General features: G+C 54.0%; 21 protein-coding genes and 2 pseudogenes. 2 read left to right on the top strand and 21 right to left on the bottom strand.

The features are described 5' to 3' along the window. Positions 1-7: 7 nt before the first annotated feature. Genes NYE69_RS29080 through NYE69_RS29135 form a run of 12 tightly spaced genes read right to left on the bottom strand, consistent with a single transcriptional unit; the run spans position 8 to position 16,127 of the window. On the bottom strand, positions 8-1,642 hold the full coding sequence (locus NYE69_RS29080; protein ID WP_340929452.1) for a hypothetical protein: 1,635 nt from the start codon (positions 1,640-1,642) through the stop codon (positions 8-10). A 3-nt stretch (positions 1,643-1,645) separates the two neighbouring features. Then, positions 1,646-2,893, bottom strand: a complete 1,248-nt coding sequence (locus tag NYE69_RS29085) for an O-antigen ligase family protein (RefSeq protein ID WP_340929454.1) — start codon at positions 2,891-2,893, stop codon at positions 1,646-1,648. Positions 2,894-2,896: 3 nt separating this feature from the next. Further along, entirely contained in the window at positions 2,897-4,051 is a 1,155-nt protein-coding gene (locus NYE69_RS29090) for a DegT/DnrJ/EryC1/StrS family aminotransferase (RefSeq protein WP_340929455.1), read from the bottom strand. A gap of 17 nt (positions 4,052-4,068) precedes the next feature. After that, positions 4,069-4,737 carry a sugar transferase gene (locus NYE69_RS29095; RefSeq protein ID WP_340929456.1) on the bottom strand — a complete coding sequence of 223 codons (669 nt, stop codon included), beginning with the start codon at positions 4,735-4,737 and terminating at the stop codon, positions 4,069-4,071. 47 nt (positions 4,738-4,784) lie between these two features. Continuing rightward, entirely contained in the window at positions 4,785-5,780 is a 996-nt protein-coding gene (locus tag NYE69_RS29100) for a glycosyltransferase family 2 protein (RefSeq protein WP_340929458.1), read from the bottom strand. Positions 5,781-5,792: 12 nt separating this feature from the next. Beyond that, on the bottom strand, positions 5,793-7,595 hold the full coding sequence (locus tag NYE69_RS29105; protein WP_340930563.1) for a polysaccharide biosynthesis protein: 1,803 nt from the start codon (positions 7,593-7,595) through the stop codon (positions 5,793-5,795). A 49-nt stretch (positions 7,596-7,644) separates the two neighbouring features. Further along, positions 7,645-8,814 (bottom strand): glycosyltransferase, encoded by a 1,170-nt coding sequence (locus NYE69_RS29110; protein WP_340929459.1) that lies wholly within the window; start codon positions 8,812-8,814, stop codon positions 7,645-7,647. After that, positions 8,811-10,352, bottom strand: coding sequence for a lipopolysaccharide biosynthesis protein (locus NYE69_RS29115; RefSeq protein WP_340929460.1), 1,542 nt, complete (start codon positions 10,350-10,352; stop codon positions 8,811-8,813). The genes NYE69_RS29110 and NYE69_RS29115 overlap by 4 nt, the downstream gene beginning before the upstream one ends. Further along, positions 10,345-11,682: a UDP-glucose dehydrogenase family protein gene (locus tag NYE69_RS29120; protein WP_340929461.1), complete on the bottom strand. Its 1,338-nt coding sequence runs from the start codon at positions 11,680-11,682 to the stop codon at positions 10,345-10,347. Before NYE69_RS29120 ends, NYE69_RS29115 begins: the two co-directional genes overlap by 8 nt. After that, positions 11,679-12,566 (bottom strand): UTP--glucose-1-phosphate uridylyltransferase GalU, encoded by an 888-nt coding sequence (gene galU, locus NYE69_RS29125; RefSeq protein WP_340929462.1) that lies wholly within the window; start codon positions 12,564-12,566, stop codon positions 11,679-11,681. Before galU ends, NYE69_RS29120 begins: the two co-directional genes overlap by 4 nt. A 25-nt stretch (positions 12,567-12,591) precedes the next feature. Then, positions 12,592-13,848: a YveK family protein gene (locus tag NYE69_RS29130; RefSeq protein ID WP_340929463.1), complete on the bottom strand. Its 1,257-nt coding sequence runs from the start codon at positions 13,846-13,848 to the stop codon at positions 12,592-12,594. Between the two features lie 20 nt (positions 13,849-13,868). Further along, on the bottom strand, positions 13,869-16,127 hold the full coding sequence (locus tag NYE69_RS29135) for a glycosyltransferase family 2 protein (RefSeq protein ID WP_340929464.1): 2,259 nt from the start codon (positions 16,125-16,127) through the stop codon (positions 13,869-13,871). Between the two features lie 271 nt (positions 16,128-16,398). Here NYE69_RS29135 and NYE69_RS29140 point away from each other — a divergent pair, with 271 nt between their 5' ends. Further along, positions 16,399-17,643, top strand: a complete 1,245-nt coding sequence (locus tag NYE69_RS29140; RefSeq protein ID WP_340929465.1) for an acyltransferase family protein — start codon at positions 16,399-16,401, stop codon at positions 17,641-17,643. A gap of 115 nt (positions 17,644-17,758) precedes the next feature. Here NYE69_RS29140 and NYE69_RS29145 read toward each other — a convergent pair whose 3' ends face one another. The 9 genes and pseudogenes from NYE69_RS29145 to NYE69_RS29180 form a co-directional block, all read right to left on the bottom strand. Continuing rightward, positions 17,759-18,739 carry a hypothetical protein gene (locus NYE69_RS29145; RefSeq protein ID WP_340929466.1) on the bottom strand — a complete coding sequence of 327 codons (981 nt, stop codon included), beginning with the start codon at positions 18,737-18,739 and terminating at the stop codon, positions 17,759-17,761. 6 nt (positions 18,740-18,745) lie between these two features. Next, a complete protein-coding gene (locus NYE69_RS29150) occupies positions 18,746-19,591 on the bottom strand; it encodes an RNA polymerase sigma factor (RefSeq protein ID WP_340929467.1) in 846 nt (281 codons plus the stop codon). A gap of 156 nt (positions 19,592-19,747) precedes the next feature. Continuing rightward, positions 19,748-20,395 (bottom strand): FusB/FusC family EF-G-binding protein, encoded by a 648-nt coding sequence (locus tag NYE69_RS29155; RefSeq protein WP_340929468.1) that lies wholly within the window; start codon positions 20,393-20,395, stop codon positions 19,748-19,750. Positions 20,396-20,657: 262 nt separating this feature from the next. Next, on the bottom strand, positions 20,658-21,149 hold the full coding sequence (locus tag NYE69_RS29160) for a hypothetical protein (protein WP_340929469.1): 492 nt from the start codon (positions 21,147-21,149) through the stop codon (positions 20,658-20,660). 231 nt (positions 21,150-21,380) lie between these two features. After that, a complete protein-coding gene (locus tag NYE69_RS33830; protein WP_445744850.1) occupies positions 21,381-21,527 on the bottom strand; it encodes an alcohol dehydrogenase catalytic domain-containing protein in 147 nt (48 codons plus the stop codon). A gap of 9 nt (positions 21,528-21,536) precedes the next feature. Beyond that, positions 21,537-21,674: pseudogene (locus NYE69_RS33835) on the bottom strand (family 43 glycosylhydrolase); the annotation flags it as partial. A gap of 24 nt (positions 21,675-21,698) precedes the next feature. Beyond that, positions 21,699-25,154 (bottom strand): glycoside hydrolase family 2 TIM barrel-domain containing protein, encoded by a 3,456-nt coding sequence (locus NYE69_RS29170; RefSeq protein WP_340929471.1) that lies wholly within the window; start codon positions 25,152-25,154, stop codon positions 21,699-21,701. Between the two features lie 211 nt (positions 25,155-25,365). After that, positions 25,366-25,695: pseudogene (locus NYE69_RS29175) on the bottom strand (alpha-glucuronidase); the annotation flags it as partial. Continuing rightward, positions 25,696-26,004, bottom strand: coding sequence for a hypothetical protein (locus NYE69_RS29180; RefSeq protein ID WP_340929472.1), 309 nt, complete (start codon positions 26,002-26,004; stop codon positions 25,696-25,698). A gap of 327 nt (positions 26,005-26,331) precedes the next feature. Here NYE69_RS29180 and NYE69_RS29185 point away from each other — a divergent pair, with 327 nt between their 5' ends. Further along, a complete protein-coding gene (locus NYE69_RS29185) occupies positions 26,332-26,706 on the top strand; it encodes a hypothetical protein (protein ID WP_082207688.1) in 375 nt (124 codons plus the stop codon). Positions 26,707-26,833: the final 127 nt, after the last annotated feature.

Consider the following 26,833-nt stretch of genomic DNA (forward strand, 5'->3'; position numbering starts at 1 on the left):
TCATCCTTTATTCCAAACCGCTCAATAGAGCCGGATAATCCGTTTGCTTCGTAAAGATGCCGATGCTGTTGATTTTGGCGGTGTTCGTGCCGGAAGCCACACCCACCCAAATCGATTTAATTTTGTCGTTCACATCGAAATACACCGGGACGGAGCTGTCGGCTCCCGATAAATACACGCCTCCGAAATTCTCCGAGTAGAAGAAGGAGTTTTTGCTTGTCCCTCTGATCCACGGCGCGGTTCGGCCATCCACTTGCCGCCCTTGGGCGTCGAAGCCTTTGACGGCGACGCGCCCGCCCATGTCATCGCTAGCTGCCCTTTTGATCACGAACTGCTTGACGGACGAGGTATCCAGTTTTACCCCCAGGGCCACACAGCCCCGGCCCAACGAGACAAATCCCCCATCCAAACCGATGCAATCGCCCGTGGTCGAGCTCAGCTCTTTCCCGTTTTCGTCCAGAAACGTCATGCCGCGAAAAGCCCGGGTTTGATTTTGCGCTGTGTAACGTTCCAACAAAGGAAAGGAGTAAGCCAGCTGAAATTGCGCCAAAAACTGATCGTTCACATCGCGCAGCACCTGGTTGCCGAACTCCGATACATCTTCGATCGCCGCGTCACCGTATGCGACGGAAATGACGTTATTGTTGCTGTTGTTCATCACCCGCGCCACATACGTCCCGTTGCCTTCATTTCTGACATATTCAAAACTGTTGTTCAGTCCGTGCTCGATCACGATCGGTATGCTTTCCGCTTTGGCGCTTGTCAAGCTCTTGTCGTTCAGCTCGAAGCTGGGTTTAAGAAAAACGTTGTTATTGTTGTTCAAGTAACTTCCGTCTTCGCTGGTGATGAGCACGCCGTAACGGCTCTCGCCCTCGTTCACATTCGACCACACGGCAAAGTTGCCGTTCAAGTAGATGTTTTCGTTGTTCCAGCCTTTAGCTCCGGAACCGTTCGTTTTATTCGTAATTTTCAGGCCGATTTTATTGGATGAGATCTTTCCGAGTTCCACTTTGTTGTAAACGAACCCTTTGCCGATGCCGGCGGTTTGCACCCCGATCGTAAAATTCTCGGCGTGGGCGACCTCGATCCGGGAATTGCTCGCATTGATGATCGAGATCCCGATCCCCGTTTCCTTGCCGTCCTTTTTCCAATCCGTGCTTGTACGCTTGATCACGGACAACCCGCTGTAAGTCGCGGTCGAAGTTTCGTCCTCGCTGCCAAGAACAAGAAAAGGCTTCGGCTCATTCCCCGTGTAAATCAGCGGAGCCTTCTGGATCACCGAAATATTGGCGGGGATTTCGATCGTTCCGGAAGAGGCGTACGCCGTCGCTTCGGGGAACAGCAGCGCGGTTTCCAGCCCGTCGTTTTTAAGGGCGGCCGCCCGGCTGACCGCTCTGACGATCCCTTTGTAATCGTCCGTCTTCCCGTCTCCCGCGGCGCCGAAATCGGCGACGTTCACGAGCGCCGATTTGCTCGCGGCGGCGGATACGACCGAACTTTCGGCGCGCTCGCCGAAATCACGGGCGTTTGGGGAGAAGAGATTTACAGGCTTGACCAGGCTGATGATCAACAATCCCGTCGTGATCAGAAGCAAGATGGCCAATAGAGATACCCGTCGATTTTTTCCAAACCACATGTTCATGCTTTACCTCTCTTCGCTCGTATTCTGGTTTTCGCCGAAACGCGAGACCACCCAACATAAACCGATGTAAGCGAACATTACCCGGTTTTGGTTCAAATCTCCCGATACGTTGGCATTCAAAAATAAATAAAGGAAGGTCATCGAGGTGACCAAAGTAAGATGATCGCGGGCTTTGCCGATCACCGCCTTAACGGCCGCCGCGAAGGCTGCGGAGGCTACGGCGCAGAACAACACAACCCCCGCGAAGCCGAGCTCGCTCCATAATTCAAAAAAGATATTGTGCGGGTAGTTGGAAACATCCTCCCCGGCGTAATAAATCGTGAAGCTTCCGATGCCATGTCCGGCCCAGAAGGCGTGCCGGATCATATCAAAGGCGATTTTGAACCGGTCCACCCGGCCTTCCGCGGAATGCCCGCCTCCGGATTCGGTGAACAGCACCGACATTCTGTAGATAAAGGTGTCCAGAAATCCCGAGGCCATGAGCGGCACAAGAATGATGGAGAATATCGCCAGCACGGCGAGCAAGTATCCGGTGCCTTTGCGGGCGCTGAGCCTGCCTTCCTTCAGCCGGAAGGAAATCGCCGCGATGAGGAGAATCACCGCCGCCAGGGAAAGCAGCGGCATTCTCGCGCCGCTGATGCATAACGATACGATCGTGATCAGGAGCAAGATAACGGCGGGCGTCTTGGCCGGAGCCTTCAGCTTCGGATGGTAGAGAAAGCCGCAGATCAAAGCGAGAACGGCGATTCCGTTCGTTCTCCCGAAGGACAGATAGTCCGCGCCCATGGCGTTGATCTGCCCGATGTATTCCCCGGCGCGAAGATGCTCGATAAAAAGCTGGAAGCCATAAAACGTCATAAGGCACGAGACGAATATCACGCCGATCAAAAACCGGGTTAAGCCCTGATCGTCCTTGACCAGCAGGATCGGCCCTATGAACGACCAGCCCGTCAAGAGCAGAAACGACAAAGTTTTGTCGAACGCATAGGCCTTGCTGGGCGAGTAGATCAAACTGATGCACATATATCCGAACAAAACTAGATACAGCATGATCGGAATCAGCTTCCCGCGCGAAATCTCCGGCTTCCTGAGCATGCGCGTAAAAGCGATCAGGACGGTCACCGCCAGCAGCAGTTGCGTCAAATCGACCGGCAGAAAAGTAAACTGCCCTTTGATAAAACCGGAGAGAATAAACACAGCTATCCAGAACTCGCCGCTGACCGGAGCCCGTAGGTAGTTCGGCATGTTCATCGGCTACAAACTCACGCTTTGTTTATGGATGACTTCCTCAATGATGTCCATGACTCTGCTTTGCTCCTCTTCCGTCAAATTTGAGCCGGACGGCAAACAAATCCCGCATGCAAACAATTGCTCCGCAACGTTCAACTCCGGGGAGTGCGCGTATATCTCCTTCCCTGCGAAGCAAGGCTGCAGATGCATCGGCTTCCATACCGGCCGGCTCTCGATCTCATTTTCCTGCAAAGCGGCGATAATCCGCGAAACCGGCACCGGACATTGGGACGGATCCACCGTCATGGCGGTCAGCCAGCGGGTGGAGAAGCCTTCGGCCAACTCCGGCATAAACGAGATGCCTTCGATGGCGCCCAGGCGCTCCCGGTAATTGGCGAATACTTTCCTTCTTGCGGCCACGCGCCCGTCCAGTTCCAGCAGCTGCCCCCGCCCGATCCCGGCAAGAATATTGCTCATCCGGTAATTATAGCCGATTTCTTCATGCTGATAATGAATTTCCGGCATACGGGCCTGCGTCGACCAATGCTTCATGATTTGCAGGTGTTCGAGATTGTCGGATACAACGGCCCCGCCGCCCGAAGTCGTAATGATTTTGTTCCCGTTAAAAGAGTACACCCCGATATCGCCGATGGACCCGCTGCGTCTGCCTTTGTACTCGGCCCCCAAAGATTCGGCCGCGTCCTCGATGACCGGAATGCCGTAAGGAGCGCAAAGCGCCTTGATCTCGTCATACTTGGCACTCTGTCCGTACAGGTTGACGGCGATGACCGCTTTGGGCAGCCGGTTCTTCCGCGCGGCGTCGGCGAGCGCCCGCTCCAGAGCGGCGGGCGACATATTCCAGCTGTCCGGCTCCGAATCGATGAACACCGGCTCCGCGCCCTGATAAATAATCGGATTGACGGAAGCGATGAAGGTCAGCGTCGACACAAACACCGTATCCCCGGGGCCGACGCCGTGGACGCGCAGCGCCAGATGAAGCCCCGCCGTGCCCGAGCTGACCACGATCGCTCCCTTCGTCCCCGCATACCGGGCGATTTCCGCTTCAAAAGCTTCAATATGCGGTCCGACCGTCGAAATCCAATTGCTGCGGAAAGCTTCTTGCACAAATTCGAACTCCATGTTTCCCAGGTGAGGAGGGGACAAATAAATACGTTTCATAACTTCACTCCCTAATTCTAAACTGAGATATTCATGTCCGATTCGGCATCGGACGGAACGCGGCCGGGAAAGACGGTTTGCAGAATATAGCGGATATCGCCGGCAAATGTATAGTTCCGGATGTACTCCTTGTTGATCCGCACCTTGTCCGGAAAGATCACTTCTCTGTTGTATGTTTCAGGGTCGGGCACGGAGGCGAGAATGGCCTCTTCATGGCGGTACTTGATCGTCGCCGGGCCGGTAATCCCCGGACGGAGCGTGAGGATGATCCGGTCGCCGCCTTCCAGCCGGTCCATAAAGCCTGCGACGTCGGGCCGGGGGCCGACAAAGCTCATCTGGCCCAGCAAAATGTTCAGCAGTTGGGGAAGCTCGTCGATTTTCAATTTTCTCATCCATTTCCCGGTTGCGGTCACTCGGGGATCGTTCCGCGCCGTCACCGTCGTCGTGACCTGCGTGCCGGCGCGCATCGTTTTCACTTTATAGATGGTAAACTTCTTCCCGCCCGCGCCGATTCTGGTTTGGGCGAACAGCCCGAAGGAACGGGTGTCGGCCGACGCGATGACGACCGCCAACACCATGATCCACCACGTCAGAACGAAACCGATCAAGGCCACCCCAAAGTCAAACGCATGTTTCACGAAGCGCTGCCTTGCGGATAGAGGACTTATGGTATCTTGTTGGTTCATCACCGCCAAATCCTTTCCTTTCATTATTAAGAGAGTAAACTCGTACTTTAAAAGCCCGCCGGTTTGAACAGATTTCCCTTCAACAGGCTGATCAAGGTGCCGAAGCCATAGCTGAAATGAAGCGCCGCAAAACAAACCGCCGCGACCGGAACGTAGCGCCAGCCGTGTTTGCGGCCAAGCTGCAATGAGAAAAGAATATTCGCCAGCGCATAGGACCCGAGCGCCCCCGCCAACAACAAACGTCCGATCCAGGAGAAGGACAAAATCAGGCCGATGAGCACCGCCAGCACAAACACCGCCGGGATGAAGTGGCGCAAGGACAGGGCGGCGGGATTCAGCGCCTTCGTAATCACGTTCCAGTAGCCGTTTTTATAATTCTGTTTCCATAATCCCCCGATGCTGCCGCGGTTGTAGTAGGTCGATTGGATTTCCGGCGTCAAAAAGATTTTGTACCCGTGCCCCCGGATGCGCGCGTTTAATTCAATGTCTTGGTTGCGCGCCAACCGTTCGTCATATAACCCGACCTTGTCGAAAATCTCTTTGCGGAAAGCGCCAAGGTATACCGTATCGACGTAACCCGAATACTTGCTGTCGTGAAACTTCCCGCCGCCCAGCCCAAACGGCGAATGGTGTATGTAAGAAATGGCCTTTCCGACAAAGGAGGTGCCTTTCGCGATCATCGGTCCGCCGACATTGGCGGCACCGGTCTTCTCCAGAAATTCCACCGCTTTTTGAATATAGTCGCTCCGGTAGGTGGAGTGGGCGTCGATTCTGACGATATATCGGCCTTTTGCGGCCTTAATCCCCATATTCATCGAGATCGGCACGATCGACTTGGGGTTGGAAAGCGTAACGATCGCCGGCCCTCCCTCTTGCCTAAAGCCGTTTACGATCTCCACCGTCCGGTCGGCGGAATTGCCGTCCACGACGATGATTTCATAGCGGTCCTGCGGGTACTGCTGGGCCAAAAGCGTGCTCATGCATTCGCCGATAAACGCTTCTTCATTTTTGGCGGGGAGCACCAAGCTGACAAACGGAACCACGAATCCACCTCCCTATGATGTGTGCGACAACTGCGGTTTTTCCTCCAGCAGCTCGCGGATAAACGCTTTGATTTCGGTTAAATCGACGCGGATAATCCGCTCCAGCTGTCCGATTTCTTCATTGATTTCCTGCGCTTCGGCCGACATCGGCTTGCCGATAAAAATCCGGTTGTTCTTCGTCGCGGACATCCCCTCTTCGTCCGTCAGCAGCTCCTCGAACATTTTCTCCCCGGGCCGCATGCCGGTAAACACAATATCGATATCCTTGAACGGCTCGAAACCCGACAGCCGGATCAGGTCTTTGGCCAGATCGAAGATTTTCACCGGCTTATCCATGTCCAGTATGAACACCTCGCCGCCGGTCGCGTAAGCGCCCGCCTGGATCACCAGCTGCGACGCCTCGGGAATCGTCATAAAATAGCGGATCATCTCGGGATGCGTAACCGTCACGGGTCCCCCTTCGGATATTTGTTCTTTGAACCGCGGAATGACGCTGCCGCGGCTGCCCAGCACATTGCCGAAGCGCACCGCGGCGAACTTCGTGCCCGCGCTTCTGCGGCTGAAGCATTGCACGAGAATTTCCGCGATCCGCTTGGTCGCGCCCATGACGCTGGTGGGGTTGACCGCTTTGTCCGTCGAGATCAGCACAAAACGCTCCGCCCCGTTCAGATAGGCGGCCTCGGCCACATTTTTCGTGCCGATGATATTGTTGAGCACCGCCTGGTAGCTGTTCTTCTCCATCAGCGGCACATGCTTGTGGGCCGCGGCGTGAAAGATGACTTGCGGGCGGTACTCCCGGAAAATCCGCATGACCGACTCCATATTTTGCACATCCGCGATCAGCGGCTCGCGCTTCAGCTCCGGAAAACGCTTCTGCAGCTCCGATTCGATCAGATAGATGCTGTTTTCGCCATGGCCCAGCAGCAACAGCAATTTCGGTTTAAACGGAGCGATCTGCCGGCAAAGCTCGGAACCGATGGAACCGCCGGCGCCCGTGATTAGGACGATCTTATTTTCCACATAATTGGCTATGCCTTCCAAATCGATCTGCACGGGCGCTCTGCCCAGCAAATCCTCGACATCCACATCGCGCACGGCGGAAGCCGTAATTTTTCCCTGCAGGATATCGTCCAGCTTGGGCGTGATCTTCAGCTCGCAGTTCGTCTCTTTGCAAATGTTGGCAATCTCGGAAATATCTTTGCGGCTCGCCGAAGGCATGGCGATGATAATATGATTCACCGCGTGTTTTTTCACGACCTGATGGATGTCGTTTCTGTCGCCAAGCACCCGGATGCCGACCACCCTGTTTAGCTTTTTTTGCGGATCGTCGTCGATAAAGCCGACCAGGTAGCTGTTGTTAAGGTACTTGTTCTGCTTGATTTCTTTGGCGACCATAATGCCGCAGTCTCCGGCGCCGATCACCAGCACTCTGGTTTCGTTCGTTCCCTTGCGGTGATAGTTGTCGCTGAACAGCCTGTAAACAAACCGGCTGCCCCCCAGGAACAGCAGCATCGACTGGTAGCACATAAAGATGACCATCGCCTGATGCTCGCTGCTCGTGAAGAAGAAATAAATCACGGCCCCCGCGATCGTCCCGAAAGTAACGGCCTTGAAAATGGACACCAATTCACCGATGCTCGAATATTTCCAAAGCCGGCTGTATAAGTTGTAGCTCATCATAAATCCGACGATCGGAATGATTAAAGAACCCGAAAGCTCGATCCAATCGGACCAATGGGGGGAGAGCTCTCCTTCAATAAGGATGATGCACAAAGCGGATATGACAGAGATTAAAATCATATCTAACAATAACATCAATAGTTTTCGTTTCCACATCGTTTCTCCCGATCCTCCGTCCCATTTGCTAACACTGCAATGACGAACCTTTCTTGCCTTCTATATACATGGAAATCAGCTTCTCTTGCTCATGCTCCCAATTCAATTCGCTTCTTACCGCCCGCTGACCGTTTCGACCCATTTGCTGGGCCTCGTCCGGATGCTCGTGCAAATACGTCAAGGCTTCCAAAATCGCCTTATCGTCGTAAGGATTCACCGCGATGCCGCAGCGATGCTTCTCGACAAACGCCTTCCAGCTGGGAAAATCCGAGCAGACGATCGGCAAACCCGCGTTCATGTATTCGAAAAATTTCGTCAGTTCTTTCTGCATGTAATGATCCGTCGGCGGGAACAGCGCCAGGCCGGCCGTCCAGCCGCCCGCGCGATAATAGCCGTCGATCGTCTCCCGCGAAATAAACGCGTCAATTCCCTCGATGTGAAGCCGTTCCTTATGGCCGCCCGCCTCGCCGAGCATCTGCTCCGACAGCGGGCGCGGGCACTTCCCGATCATATAAAGCCGGATACGCGGGTCCAATTTCACCGCTCTGGCATGAACAAGCGCTCCCCGGTCCAGCGTAATATTCCCCGTGTAAAGCAGCCGGATTTGATCCTGCTCCCGGGGCTGGTCCTCGCCCTCATCCGCAGATGGGCGTTCGCCGCTTTCAATGGCCGGTCCGAGGAGCGGATAATTCAACACGGCCGTGCCCCGCCCGTATTTGTCGTAGTAATATTTCTCCGCCAGCACCAGCTCGAACCGGCCGATGCACAAGCGCTCGGCGAGCCTGTACGCGCCGGCCAGCAAACGGCGGGCGAAACGGGGCAAATATTTTTTCTGCCGGATGCCCGTTTCGTAATCTTCGTGGATGTCGTACACCACCTGGTTGCGCTTGTTTTTCAGCAGCCAGCCCACCCAAATGAGCTCCGGATCGTGAAAATGATAAATATCGGCGTTTAAGCGTTTCGCCAATTTGTACGCCTGCCAGCAATTCCGGGTCATCCGCGCCCAGCGGTTGCGGGCGGGAGACAGGCGGAGCACCTCGAACGCCGGCTTCGCCGCGGCCAGATCGGGATGCTCCGTCGCGATCAAGGTGACGCGGAAGCCCGCCGCGGCCAGGGAGCCGCACTCCTTATGAAAAATTCTCGTATCCATCGGATGATGAACCGTGGTCAGATGGACGACGCTCACTTCTCGATTCATGGTTGTTCACCGCTTTCTGCCCGCCGGACTCCGCGATTGCCGGCGCGGGCAAACTTCGTAATACGCGTTAACATGCGCTTAATTCCTTCGCGATCGATGCCAAGCATAAATTCCGGAACCAGCCAGACAAGCGCGGCATACAGCGATACAAGCATCCCTCCGCCCAGCACCAACTCGAGGAAGCTGCCGGCCTGGATGCGCGCGAGCAGCATTAGGCCCAGCCACATGCCGAAGCCCAGCCAGACGGCGGCGGCCAGCGCCGGATAATGAAGGCGGATGAGTTCCCGCCAGCCCAGCCCAAGGCCGCGTCGGCACAGCGCCATCATATTCCAATAATGGATGGCGATCGCCGCCAATACGCCGAACGCCGCGCCCGGCAGTCCCCAGCGCAGCCCGGCCAGCGTGCCGGCGATCACCAGGGCCACGTAAATCCATTGGCGCAAGGCGCGTTGGTACACCAGTCCCAGCGCCAATGCGGCGGAATTGCTGACTTTGTATCCCGTACGGAACATCATGCCCAGACAAAGGATTTGAAACGGCCGGACAGCCGCCGACCAGGCCCCGCCGAGCACCCATTCGATGATATTCGGGGCAAACGCGATGCAATAGACGGTCAGCGGGACGACGAATCCGTTGACATAGGCCAGGTTTCTGACATAAGAAGCCCGAAACGCCGCCATATCTTGCTGGACTTTGGACATGGAGGAAAACAGCACCTTGTCGAGCACCTGGCCGAGCAGCGTGGCCGGCAGCACCGCCAATTGGTAGGCCCGCCCGTAAATCCCCAAGGCATCCGCTCCCAGCCATCTTCCGATCAGCACATTATCGCCTTGCAGAGCGGCGTAATTCCCGAGTTGATCCAGGGAAGCCCCCCCGCCGAAACGCAGCATTTCGAAAACCGTCCGTTTGCCGATACGCCCCGGCTGGCGAAGCAAACGCAAAGGCGGATAAGCGCTCCAGAGCCCGATCGTACGGATCGCCGTCTGTACGAGATGCGCGCCCACCAATGACCAGATCCCGAAATCCAGAATCGCCAGCCCGATTCCCGCCACGCCGTAGCCGGCGGCGTAAGAAGCGACCTGGAGCGCCGATAAATACTTAAACCGCATCTCTCTTTGCAACAAAGCTTCCGGCACGACCGTCAGACCGCCCAAAGGGAAGATCAGGGCAAAGATTTGCACCACGCTCCGCAGCTCCTCCATGCGGAAAAAATGAGCCAGAACGTCCGACAATCCCCATAAAACGGCGCCGACCGCCGCTCCCAGCACAGAGGACACGATAAAAGCCGCTTTGATATGCCCGCTGGTCAAGGTATAGCGCTGGACGATGGCCGGACCTGCCCCCATGTTGGAGAACAGGGCCGAAAACCCGACGATAATCAGGGACAGGTTGACGACCCCGAATTCGTCCGCGGACAAATATCTGGCCAGCACCAGCAGCACAACGAACTGCAGGATGTTTTGGGCTCCCGCCCCCGCAAAAGCCCAGAGAAACCCGGAACGCGTTTTCCGGCGCAGACCTGCGGCGTCGTTAGACATAGTTGACCGTACCGGCGTTAACCTTGGGTCTGCCCATCGAAACGTAGACGAACCCGTGCGCTTCCATCTCGGCCAAATCGAAAATGTTCCGGCCGTCGATGACGATCGGGCGGGCCAGCGCCCGTTTCAATCTGGCCAGATCGATCGAGGCGATCTCCTGCCATTCCGTCAAAATCACGCAGGCGTCGCAGCCCTCGAGCGTTTCATAAAGATCGGTCGAATATCGAATGCCCGGCAGATCGCTAAAATACGGCTTGGCGTTGTCGATCGCCACGGGATCGAACGCTTGGACCTGCGCTTTTCGCAGCGCCAAATTCCGGATGATCTGGATCGAAGGCGCGGAGCGCATGTCGTCCGTTCCCGGCTTGAAAGCCAGCCCCAGCACGGCGATTTTCCGCGAAGCGAGCGTCCGCAGCTCCTCTTCGATTTTTTTCACGAACAGCAGCGGCTGCTGCTTGTTGGTTTCGATCACCGACTCCATCAGCTTGAAAGGATGGCCCGCCTTTTTGGCGATGGACAGCAGCGCTTCCGTATCTTTGGGGAAACAGGAGCCGCCGAAGCCGATGCCCGGATTCAGAAATTTGGACCCGATCCGGGAATCCAGCCCCAAACCGTAGGACAGATCGACGACGTTCGCTCCGACTTTTTCGCAAATATTGGAGATATCGTTGATAAACGATATTTTCATCGCCAGAAACGCATTGCTGGCGTATTTGATCATTTCCGCCGTCTCCAGGTCCGTCTCGACCACCGTCGTCTGCAGTGGTTCGTGCACATCGGCGAGTTCCCGGATCGCCGCCGGGGATTCCGAGCCGATGACGACCCGTTCCATCTTGAAGAAATCGGCGATCGCCGTGCCCTCGCGCAGAAACTCGGGGTTGGAAACGACGTCGAAAGCGATGCCTTTCTCGCCCGCTTTGCGCTGAATGATCTCGCGCACGAGCTTGCCCGTTCCTACCGGAACCGTGCTTTTATTGACCACGATTTTATACCCGTTGATCGCTTCCCCGATCATCTCGGCGACGGACCGGACATAACTTAAATCGGCCTCGCCCGAAGGCAGCATCGGCGTGCCGACGGCGATGAACAAAATATCGGAGGACTGGATCGCTTCCGTCATGTCGTTGGTAAAATGCAGCCGGCCGGCTTCCCGGTTGCGCTGAACCAATTCCTCAAGGCCCGGTTCATAGATCGGAATGATCCCGTTGTTCAGCTTGGCGATCTTTTCTTCATCAATGTCCGCGCAGATGACCTGGTGGCCGATGTCCGCAAATCCGGTGCCCGATACCAATCCCACATAACCTGTACCTATAATCGTTATTTTTTTCATTGGAAAACCCCGCTTTTTGCACGACTTAAAATAAATTCCAAAGAAGCGATAATATCGTCCGCCAAATCTTCCCGCTGCAGCGCGAATTCCACATTCGTCAAAATAAACCCGGGGATTTCCCCCACATCGTAACGCGTGCCTTCAAACAAGCACGCCGTCATCCCTTCAATCCGGTTCAGGGATTGCAGGGAGTCGGTCAGCTGGATTTCGCGCCCGGTGCCCCGCTCCTGCTTGCCCAGCAGATCGAAAATAGCCGGCGTAAGAATATATCTGCCCATAATGGCATAATTGGACGGCGCCGTGCCCGGCTTCGGCTTCTCCACCAGTCCGTCCACCCCGATTAAATTCCCTTGCCGTCCGGATGGAGCGATAATTCCGTATCTGGAAGTTTCTTTGTCGGAAACCTGCTGCACCCCGATCACGGACTTGCCCGTTTGCTCGTAGATCTCCATCAACTGCTTGGTGCAGGGCTTCTCCCCGCGGACGATGTCATCGCCGAGCAGTACCGCGAACGGCTCATTGCCGATAAATTTACGCGCGCACCAAACCGCGTGTCCGAGACCTTGCGGCTCTTTTTGCCGCGTGTAGTGAATTTCGACATTCGGGATTTCGCGGACTTTGTCCAACAGCTCGTATTTCTCGTTGGCGGTCAGGTTGGCCTCGAGCTCAAACGCGCTGTCAAAGTGGTCTTCGATCGCCCGCTTGCCCTTGCCCGTAACGATCAGAATATCTTCGATGCCGGACTGAACGGCCTCTTCCACGATATACTGGATCGTCGGCTTGTCGAGAATCGGCAGCATTTCCTTCGGCAAAGCTTTCGTCGCGGGCAGAAAGCGCGTTCCGAGCCCCGCCGCCGGAATGACGGCTTTCGTCACTTTCTTCATTTCCATCTCTCCTCAAAAGTTTTTTTTAATCTTCCAGGAAAACAACGCTCCCGACATCGATATCGAGTTCCGCGAGTCTTAGTTGCCAATCGTTTAATTTCGAACGCGGCGTGCGTCCCTGATCCACCACCAGGACGGCATGATCGGATGCCCGCAAAATCCATTGGGCGTCCGGCCGGCTGTCAAGCGGCGGCAGATCGAACAGCAGAAGTGCATATCGTTCCTTCAGCTTTATAGTCAAAAACCGCAGCAGCTCCGGGTCGGCCAAAGAAACGGCGCCCCCTTCCCGGGGATAAAGCCGGATTTCCGCCAGCTTTTCGTGCCGCTCCGCCACCGTCGCCTGCCAGCCGGGAAGCTCCGCTTCCGGCAGCTCCTTCGCCGGCGGCTCCTTGGCGGAGCGCGGCTTCGTCACGATCGACACCACAGCCGTTTTGATCCCGCCGGACAATTCGCCGGCCAGCGAACGTATCAACTCCGCCTGGCCGCCGGTTCGCTGCACGCCGAACATTGACAAAGCCGCGATGGAGCGGGTGTCGATCTTATATTTGAGCCCGATGCTCCACGCCAGCCTGCCGGTCCGCCATTTTTCCCGGTATGCTTTCATATAGCGGAGCTTTATTTTCGCCCTCCGGGAATGGCCGCCCGGCACCGCATCCACGACCGCGCCCTTGAAGATCCCGCCGAGCTCCTGCCGGCTATTGACATGCGGAGATAACAGATATCCGAGCAGCAGAACGGCCAGGGAAAGAACTCCCCCTCCGACCAACCCGATCAGAGCATAGAAAGGTTTGCTGGGATATTCGGGCTCCAACTGCCCAAAGTCGTCCACGGCATGCAAAATATAAACATTGTTGAGATTGAACAATTTCTTGCTTTCCTTTTGAAAAATCTCGGCCAGTCCGTTAACGGTCTCCGCCGCCATTTTCGGATTGGTGTCCGTCACGGTCACCCTGATGATTTGCGACATATCTACGGAATGAACCGTAATTTTGTCCGCAAGCTCTTTGTAATCCAAAGGCAGCTTCAAACTGGCGATCAGTTTATCCAAAATAAAGCGGTTCTTCAGCAGCACGTTATAGGTATCCATCAGCTTGATGCTTCCCTGGATGGAGACATAGGTTCCGCTATCGGTCTCCGAGGATACAAGCAGGTCCACCGACGCCCGGTACTTGGGAACCGCCGAAGCGCTGTACTCCCACCCGAAGGCGGCAAAAATCAGGGCGCAGGCCAAGATGATCCATATTTTGCGGAAAACAAAACTAACCAGTTGCTGAATATCCATGTACTAATCTCCTCGGGTACTTAGTTGATCGATGTTGTCTTCATATCCGTACGTCCCGTCTCAACTGTCCGGGCAGGCCCCGCGAATTCGCTTAAGGATTGAATCATCCGGACGGCGGACGGAGAAGCCTCCTCGTCGAAAACGACTCCGAATCTTCTCGGCTTTCCGTCTTTCGGCCCGACTCTGACCAGCTTCCCGGAAAATTTAAAATCGATTCCCGGGAAGGACAACAAAGCGGGCTCGTCATTTTGCACATCCGCATCGCCGTCGGCTTCGAGCAGACATCCGTTGATGCTCAAGTCCATGATTTTGACCTTGCGCCTGCCGTCCTGCCCGGTGTCGAGCCAGGCATTCAGGTTGGTTTCTACGCGCGGATGCTTCCGGTTCATCGTCCTGTATTTGAATTGGAACTTGGAGATGTACTGCAGCAGCGATTTATAAGCGGGCCATTGGAAAGACCCGGTCACAAACTGATCCACGGAACCGTAAACCGTCCGCAGCCAGCGGCGCTCCTCCGCAAGCGACGGAAATTGAACCTTGAAGCCGGCCTGGAACATGTCTTGCTGCTTATCGTAAAATACCTTTTCGCCCAGCACGGGAATCGGCCCGTCGTCCCCATAAAGCTCCAGGTCGACCGTCTCGGGCAAGGCGATCATTTCGGGCAGCGATATCCGCACTCCCTGGTCGCTGATATCCAAGGTGCTTAATTCGTACCGCTGACGAACGCCGCGGGCGTCCGCAAACGTTAGCCCGATCCTGAACTCTTTGCTGAAACGTTCGATATTGCGCATCCGCGGCCGCTCGAAACCGAGCAGAATGGTCAAAAAGAGGACAACAATGTTGTACAGAACCCAAAACCCGTTGACGAAGACCCGCTGCTGTTCGATCGGATCGGGGTCGGCCACGCGGTGCACGTTAAAAGCCAGCAGTACGGCCGAAACGGCCAACAGCACAAAATGCGGGAGAATGAACGAGTAGTTGATCGTCGTTTTGTCCCGGATTACTCCCTTGGGCGTAACCTGGAACGGAATCTCCCGTTTCGAAAAGGTTTCGACCATGGCCGCGAAAAAAATCGTCGGCGCCATCGCATTCTCGTAGATGGCATTCCACAGCACATTTATCTTTTTCCCGGTGATCATCGGAAGCATAGTCATGGAGAGCAGGAAATAGGGGAGCCAAAAGGCCATGAGCTGCCACAGATTCGTTTCAACGCTTGTCGTTCCGAAGATGAAAAAGCAGACCGGCGCGAGTATAAATACCATTCTTGTAAACCCGAAATACCAGTACAGCAGATTCGATAAGTAGAGCATCCGCTGCATGAAAGACAAACCGCGAATCGTCAAGGGATTCCACTTGCGCATCGTTTGAATCGTGCCCCGGGCCCAGCGGCTTCTTTGTTTAACCTGGTCCGAAATTGACTCGGACGACAGCCCCAGAGCCAGCACTTCATTCAAAGCGTAGGTATCGTAGCCCTTGGCCTGAATAATCATCCCCGTGGCCAGGTCCTCCGTCACCGTTCCCGTCACGAAACCGCCGACGTCCAGCAGCGCGCTGCGGCGGAACACCGCGTTGCTCCCCACGAAGATCGTCGCGTTGTAGCGGTCCCGGCCGCTCTGGATCAGCCTCATGAACATATCCTGTTCGTTGGGGATGTTTCTGCCTTGATAATAGTTGTACTGAAAGATGTCCTCGTTATAAAAAACCTGGGGAGTCTGAACGAAAGCGAGCTTCTTGTTTTCCGCGAAAAAACCGGCGGTCCGCTTCAAAAAATCCGGAAGAGGCATCATATCCGCATCCAGGGTCAGCATTAACTCGCCGTTTAAATAACGCAGCGCATTGTTCAAATTGCCGGCTTTCGCATGCTCGCCCGTCGGCCGGGTCAGGTACATGACGCCCAAATCCCCGGCCATCCGCCTGATTTCGTCCCGCCTGCCGTCGTCGCATACCCAGATCTTCAAATATTCCTTCGGGTAATCCAGGTTGAGGCAAGCCAGCACGGTCTTGCGGATAATCGCCATCGGCTCATTGTAAGTAGCGATCGTGACATCGACGGTAAACGGCTGTGCGGGCAAGGGGGCCGGCGTTCGCTTCGTAGGCTTGGAAATAATCAAATGGAAAAAGAAAGCCTGGAAAATGGATATCGCCTCAACAAAAAGCAACATCAGCCCCAAGATCAAGGACCATCCCGAAGGCAGCGTATAAAATACTCGCCAAAATAAATAGATGGTCATAACGACCATCGAGGCCATAATCAGCGCTCGTTTTCTCTTGCTCACCATAACCATTCAGTCCCTCTGCTTTTATAAGTTGAACCTCGTAAACACATGAAAATTTTCAAAAAAATTTACATGCAAGAGTATAGATTCACCGTCTAGACAAGAACTAAACAAAAACTATACAAAAACTAGACAAGAATCTGTCAAAAAAATGAATAATCCGAATTTTCTGATTCTTTTTTTGTGAGGTGTTGCTTTTTTCTGATCGGGATGGCATAGTAATACGCAGAAATTGATTCAAGGAAATATCTTGCAGAAAGAAGAGGGAAATGCAGTGGGGGAAGCTGTTAAATTAAATACAAAATATTTGGATGGACTCCGGTTTTGGTTCGCCATGTGGGTCGTTTTGGATCATTTTTACGCTTTCCTGGGAGGCAACAATTTCTTTTCTTTTCCCTACAGCTGGACTCTATTAAACGGGGCGGTTCCTGTGGACGGCTTTATCACGATTACCGGATTTCTGATGATGTATCACTACGTGCAGAGACAGGCGCAGGAGCCCTATCATTATCCTCCGACGATCTGGAAATTTTGGCTGCGGAGATTGTATCGGCTGTATCCGCTGTATGTCATCGCCATTCTGGCCGCCTTTATTTTCAACGATCAGCTTGTGGCCGCCAAACATGAAATTTTGAAATTTTTCACGGGCGACGTGATCACCGGCTTCAATATGCCTTATGGCCACTACCAGCCCGGCCTTAAAAACCTGCTGAGCAACCTGGCGTTTACGCACGGTTTCTACGCCGAATTTGCCGTCGGATTTCTGGACCCGGCCTGGAGCTTGTCCCTGGAAATGCAGTTTTATTTCGTCTTTCCGTTTCTTTACGCCTGCTTTTTCGCCGCTGAGCGGCGGATCAGATGGGTCGGATTGCTTATTCCGGCCGCGTTCGTGCTGGCCTACGCGATGCCCAAGCTATTCGGCATTTATGGGACCGCAGGCCTGTTCAACCATTTCCCCGTGCCGTCGATCCTATTCTATAAGCTTCATTTATTCTTATACGGCATGCTGCTGGCTGCGGTCGGTTTGGGAAAAGTCAAAGCCAGATACTTGTTCGCCAGCCTTCTGACCGTCCTGCTGGTGCAGCAGAGGTTATCGATTGTGATGGTGCTGGTGATTACGCTGTTCTTGTTCCTGGAGCCTTTGAAGCAGAAAAAAATCATCCCCGGTGCTGTCTACAAATGGTTGGCCGGGGTACGTTGGCTGTTCGGCAACCGGCTCTCCGCCTTCGGCGCGAACCTCTCGTATTCGATGTATTTGATTCACCTGATTCTCTTCCCCGTCGTCGTCACGGGCGTGATTCATTATACTTCGCTAAGCAAACTCGACACCGCGCTGGTGGCGCTGGGCGTCTATCTGGCGGTCTTGTTTGCGGTATCCACGGTGCTCTACTACACGATTGAAAAACCGTTCATCGCGCTGGGCAAAAAGCGGATGAAGGCCTGGGACCGCAAGCTCGATCAAATGCATGAAACGTTCTCCGCCGCTCCGCTGCAATTCGATAAAGCGCCGGAGAGATAACCCCGCCGGCCCGATGAGCCGGCTTCCATGCAAAAAAGGCCAAGCCCCGGTTTCCTATTGATTCCGGGACTCGGCCAGACCAAGGCTGATATGGCGTTGCTCGCGGCTACTTCCGCTATTCTAAAAGTTCCAGCATGCGTTCGAGCAACGTAACACCTGACGTCTCCGCTGCTTTAGCCTCCCTAAGCAACGTCAGTGCACGCTCGGCTTGCGCGTCGGCGTTCGGTTCGCCGCCATGCGGGAAGGGGAACATGTCGCGCATTTCGCCAAGCCGTTCGGCAACGGCGGCGTAGCGCTCCGCTGCTTCCCCGGCTAAGGTGCGAAGCCGGCCGTCCTGCAGGGAGCTTCCCTCCCAGTTCCGGGAAAGCTCAAGCAGGAATTGGGCGGCAAACTCCCGCGTGTCCCACACTTTTCCGGTGTTGACACCGTTTCCGAACGGATCGACGGTCCGTTTCGTGAACGCCTCGATCCAGGCGTCATAAGCGGCCAAGCCATTGCGGTAGTTGCCGCGCTCGTGCCCCAAACATTGCCGGCGGGCATGCTTCACGGCGAGCTTAAGCGCGCCTTTCAACATGCTGCGCTTATCTACAGGGAAGGAACCCGTGATCGCAAGCACATACAGCTCCGTCGCTTCTCCGCGGCCAAGCTTCTCGTAAGGAAGCTCGCCGTCCTTCCGGGCATCGCGGCAGCGAAGCGTTTTTTTCTCGTCGTCATAGCCGTAAATCACGCCCCATTCGGGGATAAACAGATCCCAGCCGAGCGCTGGGACTCCCTTGTCAAGGCTATCCTGAATGAAGCCGAGCGCTTCCTCCAGTTCTGCCGGCGTCGGCGGAATATGGTTCGGCCTGCCTGCGGTTTGCACCGTAAAGCCGAGATTTTGCAGCTGCTCCGTATGATGAAGCGGCCAATCGAAAGCGGAATAGCTGCCTACTTCGACCGCTTCCCGGTCAATAATGATACGGAACGCATGGGCGGTGTAGCCCATAACGTCGACCAACGACATGCCTGCTTTGCCGGTGTATTCCAGCATACTGTGAATCGCGATCGTATCCGTATTCTGGCTCCATGTAAAATCATCCCTTGTTCTTTTCCCCATCCGAACTCAACCCTTCCATAACGGTTTAAATGAAGGCGGGACAAGCAGCCTTTTGGCCGGTTTACCCATTTTCTTGCGTTGCTGCACGTACATGCTGATGTGGACGCGGATCCGCTCCTGCTGGATCTTGCCGCGCGCCCGGGAGATGCTGTTGTACACGTTTGCAATCGCGGTGTCCAGCAGGGCGGCGATTTCTTGCGGGGGAAGCTGTTCAAAGAAATAGGCTTCGAAAATCCGCTTCTCTCTGGGGCTTAGACACCGCAGCATGGTATGAATGTTGTCGATCAGCTCTTTGCGCAATAGAGCGGCGGACGGGTCGGACGCCTGCCGCGCGGATTCCAGCGCGGAGCGGCTCAACTGGAAGAGGACGCGGTCGATGTCATGCCAATCGCCGGCGCCGATTTCCGGGGAAATAACGCCTTCCAGGCTTGTGAACGGCCGTTCCTTCCAGTTCGGACCGCCCCGGCGCAACTTCATATACGCCTCGTTGCGAATGATTTTCGCCAGCCAAGGCGAGAAGCGGGCGGCGTCAATCAGGGTGCCGAGATGAAGAAACGCACGAACAAGGGCATCTTGAACGACATCTTCCGCCAAGTGGTGATCCTGCGTAAGCGAATGCGCGATCCCAAACGCTTTGGCTCGATGACGGCGTACCAATTCACCGAATGCATCAGGATCCCCGCTTCTCGCTTGTTCAACCAATTCCTTCTCGCTCACAGGCTCCGAACGCCCGCCCTCGTTGGCAGCAGGCTCATAACGGAAGCCTGATCGAAGCGCCGGCACCGCTTTCACCCGTTTGTCCGCCGACAGTTCAATTTCAGCTTCCTGCATCCCGTGATGTGAAGCCCGCAATTCGCCCACTCCTTTCGTGTCCACAACATACTGATGCCATAAGCGCGTATTTTCTATCATACAAATAAAAAATAATAAGATCTCCTTAGCCGGCAAGCCGCTTAGGCGAACCTAAAACAGGCTGCCTTAAACGGCAGCCTATTTCCGGTTGTAGCTTTATTTACATACAGGGAGAATGAACTTTTCCAATGATCCTGTATCGGTAATACTGTGATTGCATGCCTGGTTGTCCATACATACGTAGTTGCCCATAAGCGAAATATTATCCGGCGAAGCGTTGGCAGGCTTGGTTTTGACCGAAAAGAAGGCAAGCTCCTGATGCCGATTGCAGAACAGGCAGTACCCCTTCTTATTGATCGGCGTAATTCTCCCCTCGATGCCGACGAACCGTCCTTCGAACGGATATACAATGAATAACTTGTTCGTGGCGATATCCACCCAACTCAGATACGTCACAAATCGAAAGTCGATGGACTGTAAATCCGGCACTTTCAGCTTCTTATTTTTAGGGAATAGCTTCTGAATTTGCTTCGGCGTAATCGGCGGAAAAGGCTCCACGTATGCTTCCAGGGCGCTAAGATATCTCTGGAAATCATAGGCCGTCTCGAAGGTCGAGATTTGTCCCAGCATCTTCTGCTGCTCCTCCGTCAGAACCGGAAATGCTTCAACAATGCTCTCTTCGGCTCTAAACCTTACGGTTTCCAGAACGCTCCGATCCGCAACGGTCCGCAACGTTTTCTGAAGGAATTCCGCTTGTTTCTTAATCACGTTAAATTGGTGGTTTCTAATAAATGGTGTACTCATAGCTTTCAGCCCCTTATTTGTTTTGAAAGATACTCAATAAGGTGCAAAGCCTGTTATTAGAAACGATAAAGTTAAGTTTGGGCGATCGAAATATCCTATCGCACCCCACGCAAAGTATCGCCCTAGATCAGGCTTTGCATGAGGACTTCCTAGCTAATGAGCAATTCAGCATTGCCATCGGTATTACCCCCAATCACATTTCATACGCAAAGTATAGCAACAAGTCCGATGAGGCGCAATTTTTTTCGGTGGATGCTTTGCTTTAACGGTCAGACATATTCAAGTTGTAATGAATCAAAACGTGCATACATTGCAGCAATCGTTTGGATTCCCGGTAAAACCCATGCCGTTCCAGAGCCATTTGCAACCGTTGCATGAGTTCAGCGTTGATTGCCCCCTGCTCCTGGCAGTCGCGAATGAATGAAAGCAAGGTTTCCGCTTCAGCATGATCAATAAATGCTTTCATCCCGTCCAGCTCATGAAGCGGGATTTGCTGCATGTACCAAGGGTGGGGAGGGGATGAGCCAGTCCCGCTCTTTTTTAACGGAACAATCCCCAGCCCGTCCGCGGTTTTCAGGACAATCTGCTTTTCGCGCTTGGAGCGCACTTTTTGCACATACTCAAATGCGTCTTCGATCGGCATAAACTTAAATTTTTCCACCGCTTTTTCCCGGACAAACGCCTTTTCCCGGTTCCACTTCTCCAGGTCGAAATACTCTGAGGTTTCCTCCTCCTGCTGAAGCCGATGCCGCAAATACTTATTTGCTCCAATATCACCATTTTCAAATTCTAACGGTTGCCATAGCGCTTATTTAGCTAAAACCCGGCGATTTGGGCTCTGATTTGAGCAGATAACACCGCTCACAACCGTTAAAATTTAGAAAGGGTCTTTTTGGCAAAATAGCGACTAATTACAACCGTTAGATTTCTGGCGTGATCTCAAATGAAATAGTGGGCAAGGTGCACCGGAGATTTTGTGTAGGCATTAATGCAACGCCAGTGCACTTAAGACATATTCGGATAGATCATCACCGCTTTTGCAATAATCGCAATGGCCGCAGGCCACCCCCGGCTCCACCGCCACCCGGTCGCCCACCGCTACATTCGTTACGTTAACGCCTACTTCCACCACCTCGCCGGCCAATTCATACGAATGGTGAATCCGGACGCCGGGAAACCATTCAAACGTTGACGTGGCGATATAATAATCGTCACCGGCGCGGACGATCGAAGGATCGGGATTAAAACCGGACAAGATCGGGTTAACAATCGTCTTCATTTTTGGAGCTCTCTCCTCTCCGAATTACCGTTCAAACCGGAACCAGCCAAAGTCGAAACGACTCCCCGGCAAAAAGATAAACGTCACATTCTGCACGCCGGTCACCTTGTTCAAAGGAAACTCCTTCACCTCGTAACCATCGGTGCGCGCAAACTCAATCATCTGCTGCCGGCTTTCACCGTCTTGACCGGAGAACCGCACGTGAATGGTATTTTTATCGATCGGCGAATGTCCGTAAACGGCCAGCTTTGCGGCGCCTTCCGCCGTAAAGTCCATCTCCTTGATCTCCAGGGAGACATTATTGCCGATGCCTTCGACGCGGCTGTCCACGATCTTGAAGGAATCGCCATAGATGTGATCACAGTCTGCTGCGGCGTTTTGCGCAAAGGCCCGATTCTGACGGGTAAAATAAAAACCTTTGATATGAACCTTCTGCCTGAGCACAAAACAAATCGAAGTAATGCCGCGGAGCCGCTTGTTTAGGCGGAACGTTTCCTCCTGGTACACGTTCCATTTCGTTTCTTTTTGGTACACGGCATCGGCCAGCAGCTCGCTGCCCGCTTCGCCCGGCATGCCTTCCCAAATCTGCAGCGGGTAAGGTTCGCTGGTTAAGGCAAAGATGGGGATGGTAATCTCATTCGAGCCATGGGAACCGAAATCGAGATTCCGGAATCCGACCCGGGTTTCCCCATCCCTGCTGGTGGCTACGCCTCTTTCGTTGCCGTTGCCGAGTTCGCCTTGGCTGTAATCGTACAGCCCGGCGGAGATAAAGCCGTAGGGGTCCTTGCCCGCCATGCCTAGTCCGGAGGCCGCAAATTCCAGCTCGGAGATCAGCTTGATTTTGCCGCTGCCGTTTTTGCTGGTGCACCGAACGCGAAAATGTCCATCCCCTAACGCCGTAATTCGCGCCATATGGCCATTGTCCTCCATTTGCGCCAGATTGGAAGGAATGCCGGCATCGTTGACCACGCTCCATTCCACTTCCGTATAGGAAGTGTTGTGAGGGTACAGTTTCGCTTCAACCTCAACCATTGATTTCGTATCGTCCAAATGCTGTCCCGAGCGGCTGAGCAATTCGATTTTGCGCAGCGGAATTTCGTCCGGGTTTCCCATAACGATAGGCAGTTCCCGATTACTCTGTTGAGCGGAGATTCCCTGCAGTTCTTCTGCCGCACAAGGCAGGGCGGCAAACTCCAGCGTCCGGCTGTCCATGCCGATTGAACTCACCTTCATCCGGATTGTGCCCGGCTCAGTACCGGCCGCAACGATTGCCATCAATTTTCCGCTGAACAATCTTCGGCTTAAGCCTTTGTACGGATCGTTATCCGTGCTGTCCCCGTTATCGAGCCCCACCAGCCGTCCCGCTCCCGTCACTTCTACGAACACCCGGTTATTTGCGTTCTCCACGGGCCGTCCGTCCTCATCCTCCATCGTAATTTCCACAAAGATGAGATCCGTTCCGTTTGCGATCAGCGACTCCTTATCCGGCGTCAGTTTGATTTGTGTCGCGTCTTTGAAGGAGGTGCGGACATCGGCCGCAATCACCCGGCCGTTCTCGTCATAAGCGATGGCTTTGATTTCCCCTTCCCGATAAGGAATCTTCCACCAGCCGACCAGCTCCTGCCCATGCTTGTGATCGATCTCATGGCTTCCGACGGTCACGCCGTTACAAATCAGCTCCACCCGAGGAGCGTTCGAGCAAACGCGGACATCGATCATTTGCCCGGGATTGAAATCCCAGTACGGAAAAAGATGAATCATCGGCTGCTCTCTGTAATTCGTCCACTCCGCCTGATAGATGTAATACGAGTCTTTGGGGAACGTCGCCGTGTCAATCTGACCGAAATAAGCGTTTTTCGTATGATACGGGGTCGGCTCCCCGATATAGTCAAACCCGGTCCAAATGAACTGCCCCAAGGAGAACGGGGTATCCCTTTCCGCCAAAATGCAAGCTTCCGCCGACTTCGCCCCCCAGCTGGTGGAGCTGTTCCCGAGCGCCGAGCACTGCTCATCGTCATCGGCCAGAATGGACTGCTCGAACGGGAAATGGTACACGCCCCGGCTCTGCACAACCGAAGCCGTTTCACTGCCGTAGATGATCCAGTCCGGATGCTCGGCATGATGCTGGCGGTAGTATTTTTCCGCATAATTGTAGCCTGCGACCTTGACGAGATCCGCGCATTTCCGGGCATTTTCCCAAGGCATGTAATTGGAGCCGATCGTCACCCGGGCGTTCTGCTTCGGATCGGATTTGCGCACTTCCGCCATCAGCAGCCTGGTGATTTCCTGCCCTCTTTCATCCGCGTGGGTGTCGTAGATTTCATTCCCGATGCTCCACAGCAAAAGGCTGGGGTGGTTGCGGTCACGTCTGACCCAGCTCTTTACATCCACAGCGGCCCAATCTTTGAAAAAGCGTGCGTAATCGTAAGCGGTTTTTGGTCTTTCCCACATGTCAAAAGCTTCGGACACGACCAGCAATCCCATCTCATCCGCCAAATCCATCAGCTCGGGCGCCGGCATATTGTGGGCCGTCCGGATCGCATTCACGCCCATCTCCCGCAAAATCCGCAATCTCCGCCGCAAGGCCTCTTTGTTGAACGCCGCTCCCAAAGCGCCGAGATCGTGGTGTTCGCAGACGCCATTTAACTTCATGTGTTTCCCGTTCAAAAAGAAACCTGCGTTCGGATCAAGGCGGATCTCCCGGAATCCGACGGATTGGGTAACGGTTTCAATAACCGGGCCGCCGGCGGAGCCGCCCGCTCCCGCCGCAGCCGGCCGCAGCTCGGTCACGAGCGTATACAAATGCGGCGCTTCCGTGCTCCAAAGCTGCGGGTCAGGAACCGTCAGCTTTTGCAGGTTCAGAATGACGGCGGAATCGTTGTGTCCTGCCCTTGGCGAGACCTGTTCCGCACTGGACTGAATGATCTCCCCTTTGTACAAAAGCGTATGAGTCAGCACCGCATCCCGATCAAGCTTTAACTCGGTTTCGATATCCGCCTGCCATGCGTCCCCGTCCCGCGCGGCCGAAACATAGATCCCATCCGTGACAATATGGCTGCGGCCCCGCGTTTTCAGCCACACATTGCGGTAAATCCCGGCGCCGGAATACCACCTGCTGTTGGGACTTTGAAACACAACCTTGAGCACAATTTCGTTTTCCCCGGCTGCCAGCGCCTCCGTGATTTCATGCTCGAAGGAGGAATAGCCGTATTTCCACTCCCCGATCTGCTGCCCGTTCACATACAAAGTAGAGTCCATGTAAACCCCGTCGAAGGCCAACAATACCTGCTCATCGCTGCCTGTATACGTGAACGTTTTCCTATACCAGCCGATGCTGTTTTCGTACAGATCCAGCGTATTGTAGATCAGCCAGTCATGAGGAATATCGACCGGTTCAAAGCTCAGTTCGCCCGGACTTGCGGTCTCCAGACCGCTTTTGGCAAATTCCCAACCGTCGTTAAACCGTATCTTCTTATTCATCGCCTCTCGCCTCTTTTCCGTTCCTAATAATAGTGTGAGTTCAAAAAGTCGGGTTTTCAGGACCGAGAAGGTTGGATGAAGCTAGGGACTGAGGAGCGGAGCGTACGTTTTGGGTACGTGAGCACCGGAAGGTCCGGCTGAATTCAAGATTCGACGCCGATTCCACTCCTCGAACAGCTTCGTCCTGGGAAGACGACTTTTTGAACAACTTCTAATAGATCGTACGCCCGTGTTCATCGGCAATACCGGATTTACGGAAAAAATACGTATTGATTTGATCCCGCCATTCCAAGGCGTGCTGTGCTTGTTGCTGAAGACGGCCGCGCACATTCTCGAACTGCCGGGCGTCCATGCTTCGTTCCAGGGTCAGCCACGATTCCAGAAAGCCCGCCGCCTGCTCCGCCCCGGCAAAATGCGTGTCGTAAATATGTTGAATAACCGTTTTGCCGGAATGCAGCTTATGGGTATACGGAACATGGTGGAAAAACAGCAGCAATTCGTCCGGGCACGTATCCGGCGATTCATAACGGTCCGCATGCGGCTATTTCGATGTGGCCAATGCGGCGGCATACCCTTCGTAGAGCTTTTTCATAAATTTGAGATATTCCAGGTATTCCGGCGTCTCCTCCGCCTTTACGAATTTCCCGGCCGTTTCGCTCCAATTGTTGGGCGCGCCGAAAGCTGAGCTAAGGTCAAAGGAGATACTGTTATTGCTGATCATGATCGTCACCCCAACGGTATCGTTTTTGCCGTTTTTGTCGGGGTCCTGCTCTGTAAACGCTTTTAACATTTGGTATAAATCATTGCCGCAGCTCGCCAGCACCTGCGGCAGCTCGCCGGAGGCGATCATAACCGGCTGACCGCTCAGAGCCGCTACTTATTATAGCACGTTGTTTTGGAAGCCACCGGCATTTTGTATTCGCTTTCATAAGCTTAATTTAATTATAGGAGCGCCCTCTCGAATTCGATACTTATGATTTATAATGTTTGACTCCTCATTTTTAAGGGGAGGTTCCCTCCCCCTTCGATACGCATCTACCACACGGCAATTAACGAAAGGCTAGATTTAGATTCACGTTGAGTTGGTAAAATTCAAACTACTCCCCTGCTCTATTTGTCTATACCATTCTTAAAAATTGCAATACACTATATCAACCTCAGAAAAGGAGTGATATAGTTGGCAAACAGTGATGTACGCCTTGCACTTTGGTCAGGTACCAATTTTTCTGGCCGCCGGATCCTCTTCAGACGTGGGGGGGTTGCGGTTCGTGATCTTGGAGCGTTTCGGTTTGACAATGCGCTTTCAAGCTTCCGGCTCAGAAATGTTGTGCAAAGCACCCAAGTAACACTTGTACTGTTTTCGGGAATTAACTTTCAGGGGTCATTCCGAGTGTTCCGTGGCAGTCAAAATGTGGCTAACTTGGGTAATTTCAATTTTAACAACGTCACATCTTCTCTAATTTTGGTAGGCCGCAATCTTACTAACACCGAAATATCTCAAATTCAAAGAACTGGAAGACCGCCTCGCGACATTCTTATTATTAGACAATAGGCTAAATAATATGGTCTTTTGTAAATGAGGAAACGATAGTCTGCTAAACCAGCGGCAGCCTAGGACTTATTTATCGTCCAAGGCTGCCGGATTTATTTAACGCAACAAAGGCCCTAGGTCGCTTTTT

Source organism: Paenibacillus sp. FSL R5-0527, assembly GCF_038008055.1.
Classification (GTDB): Bacteria; Bacillota; Bacilli; order Paenibacillales; family Paenibacillaceae; genus Fontibacillus; species Fontibacillus macerans.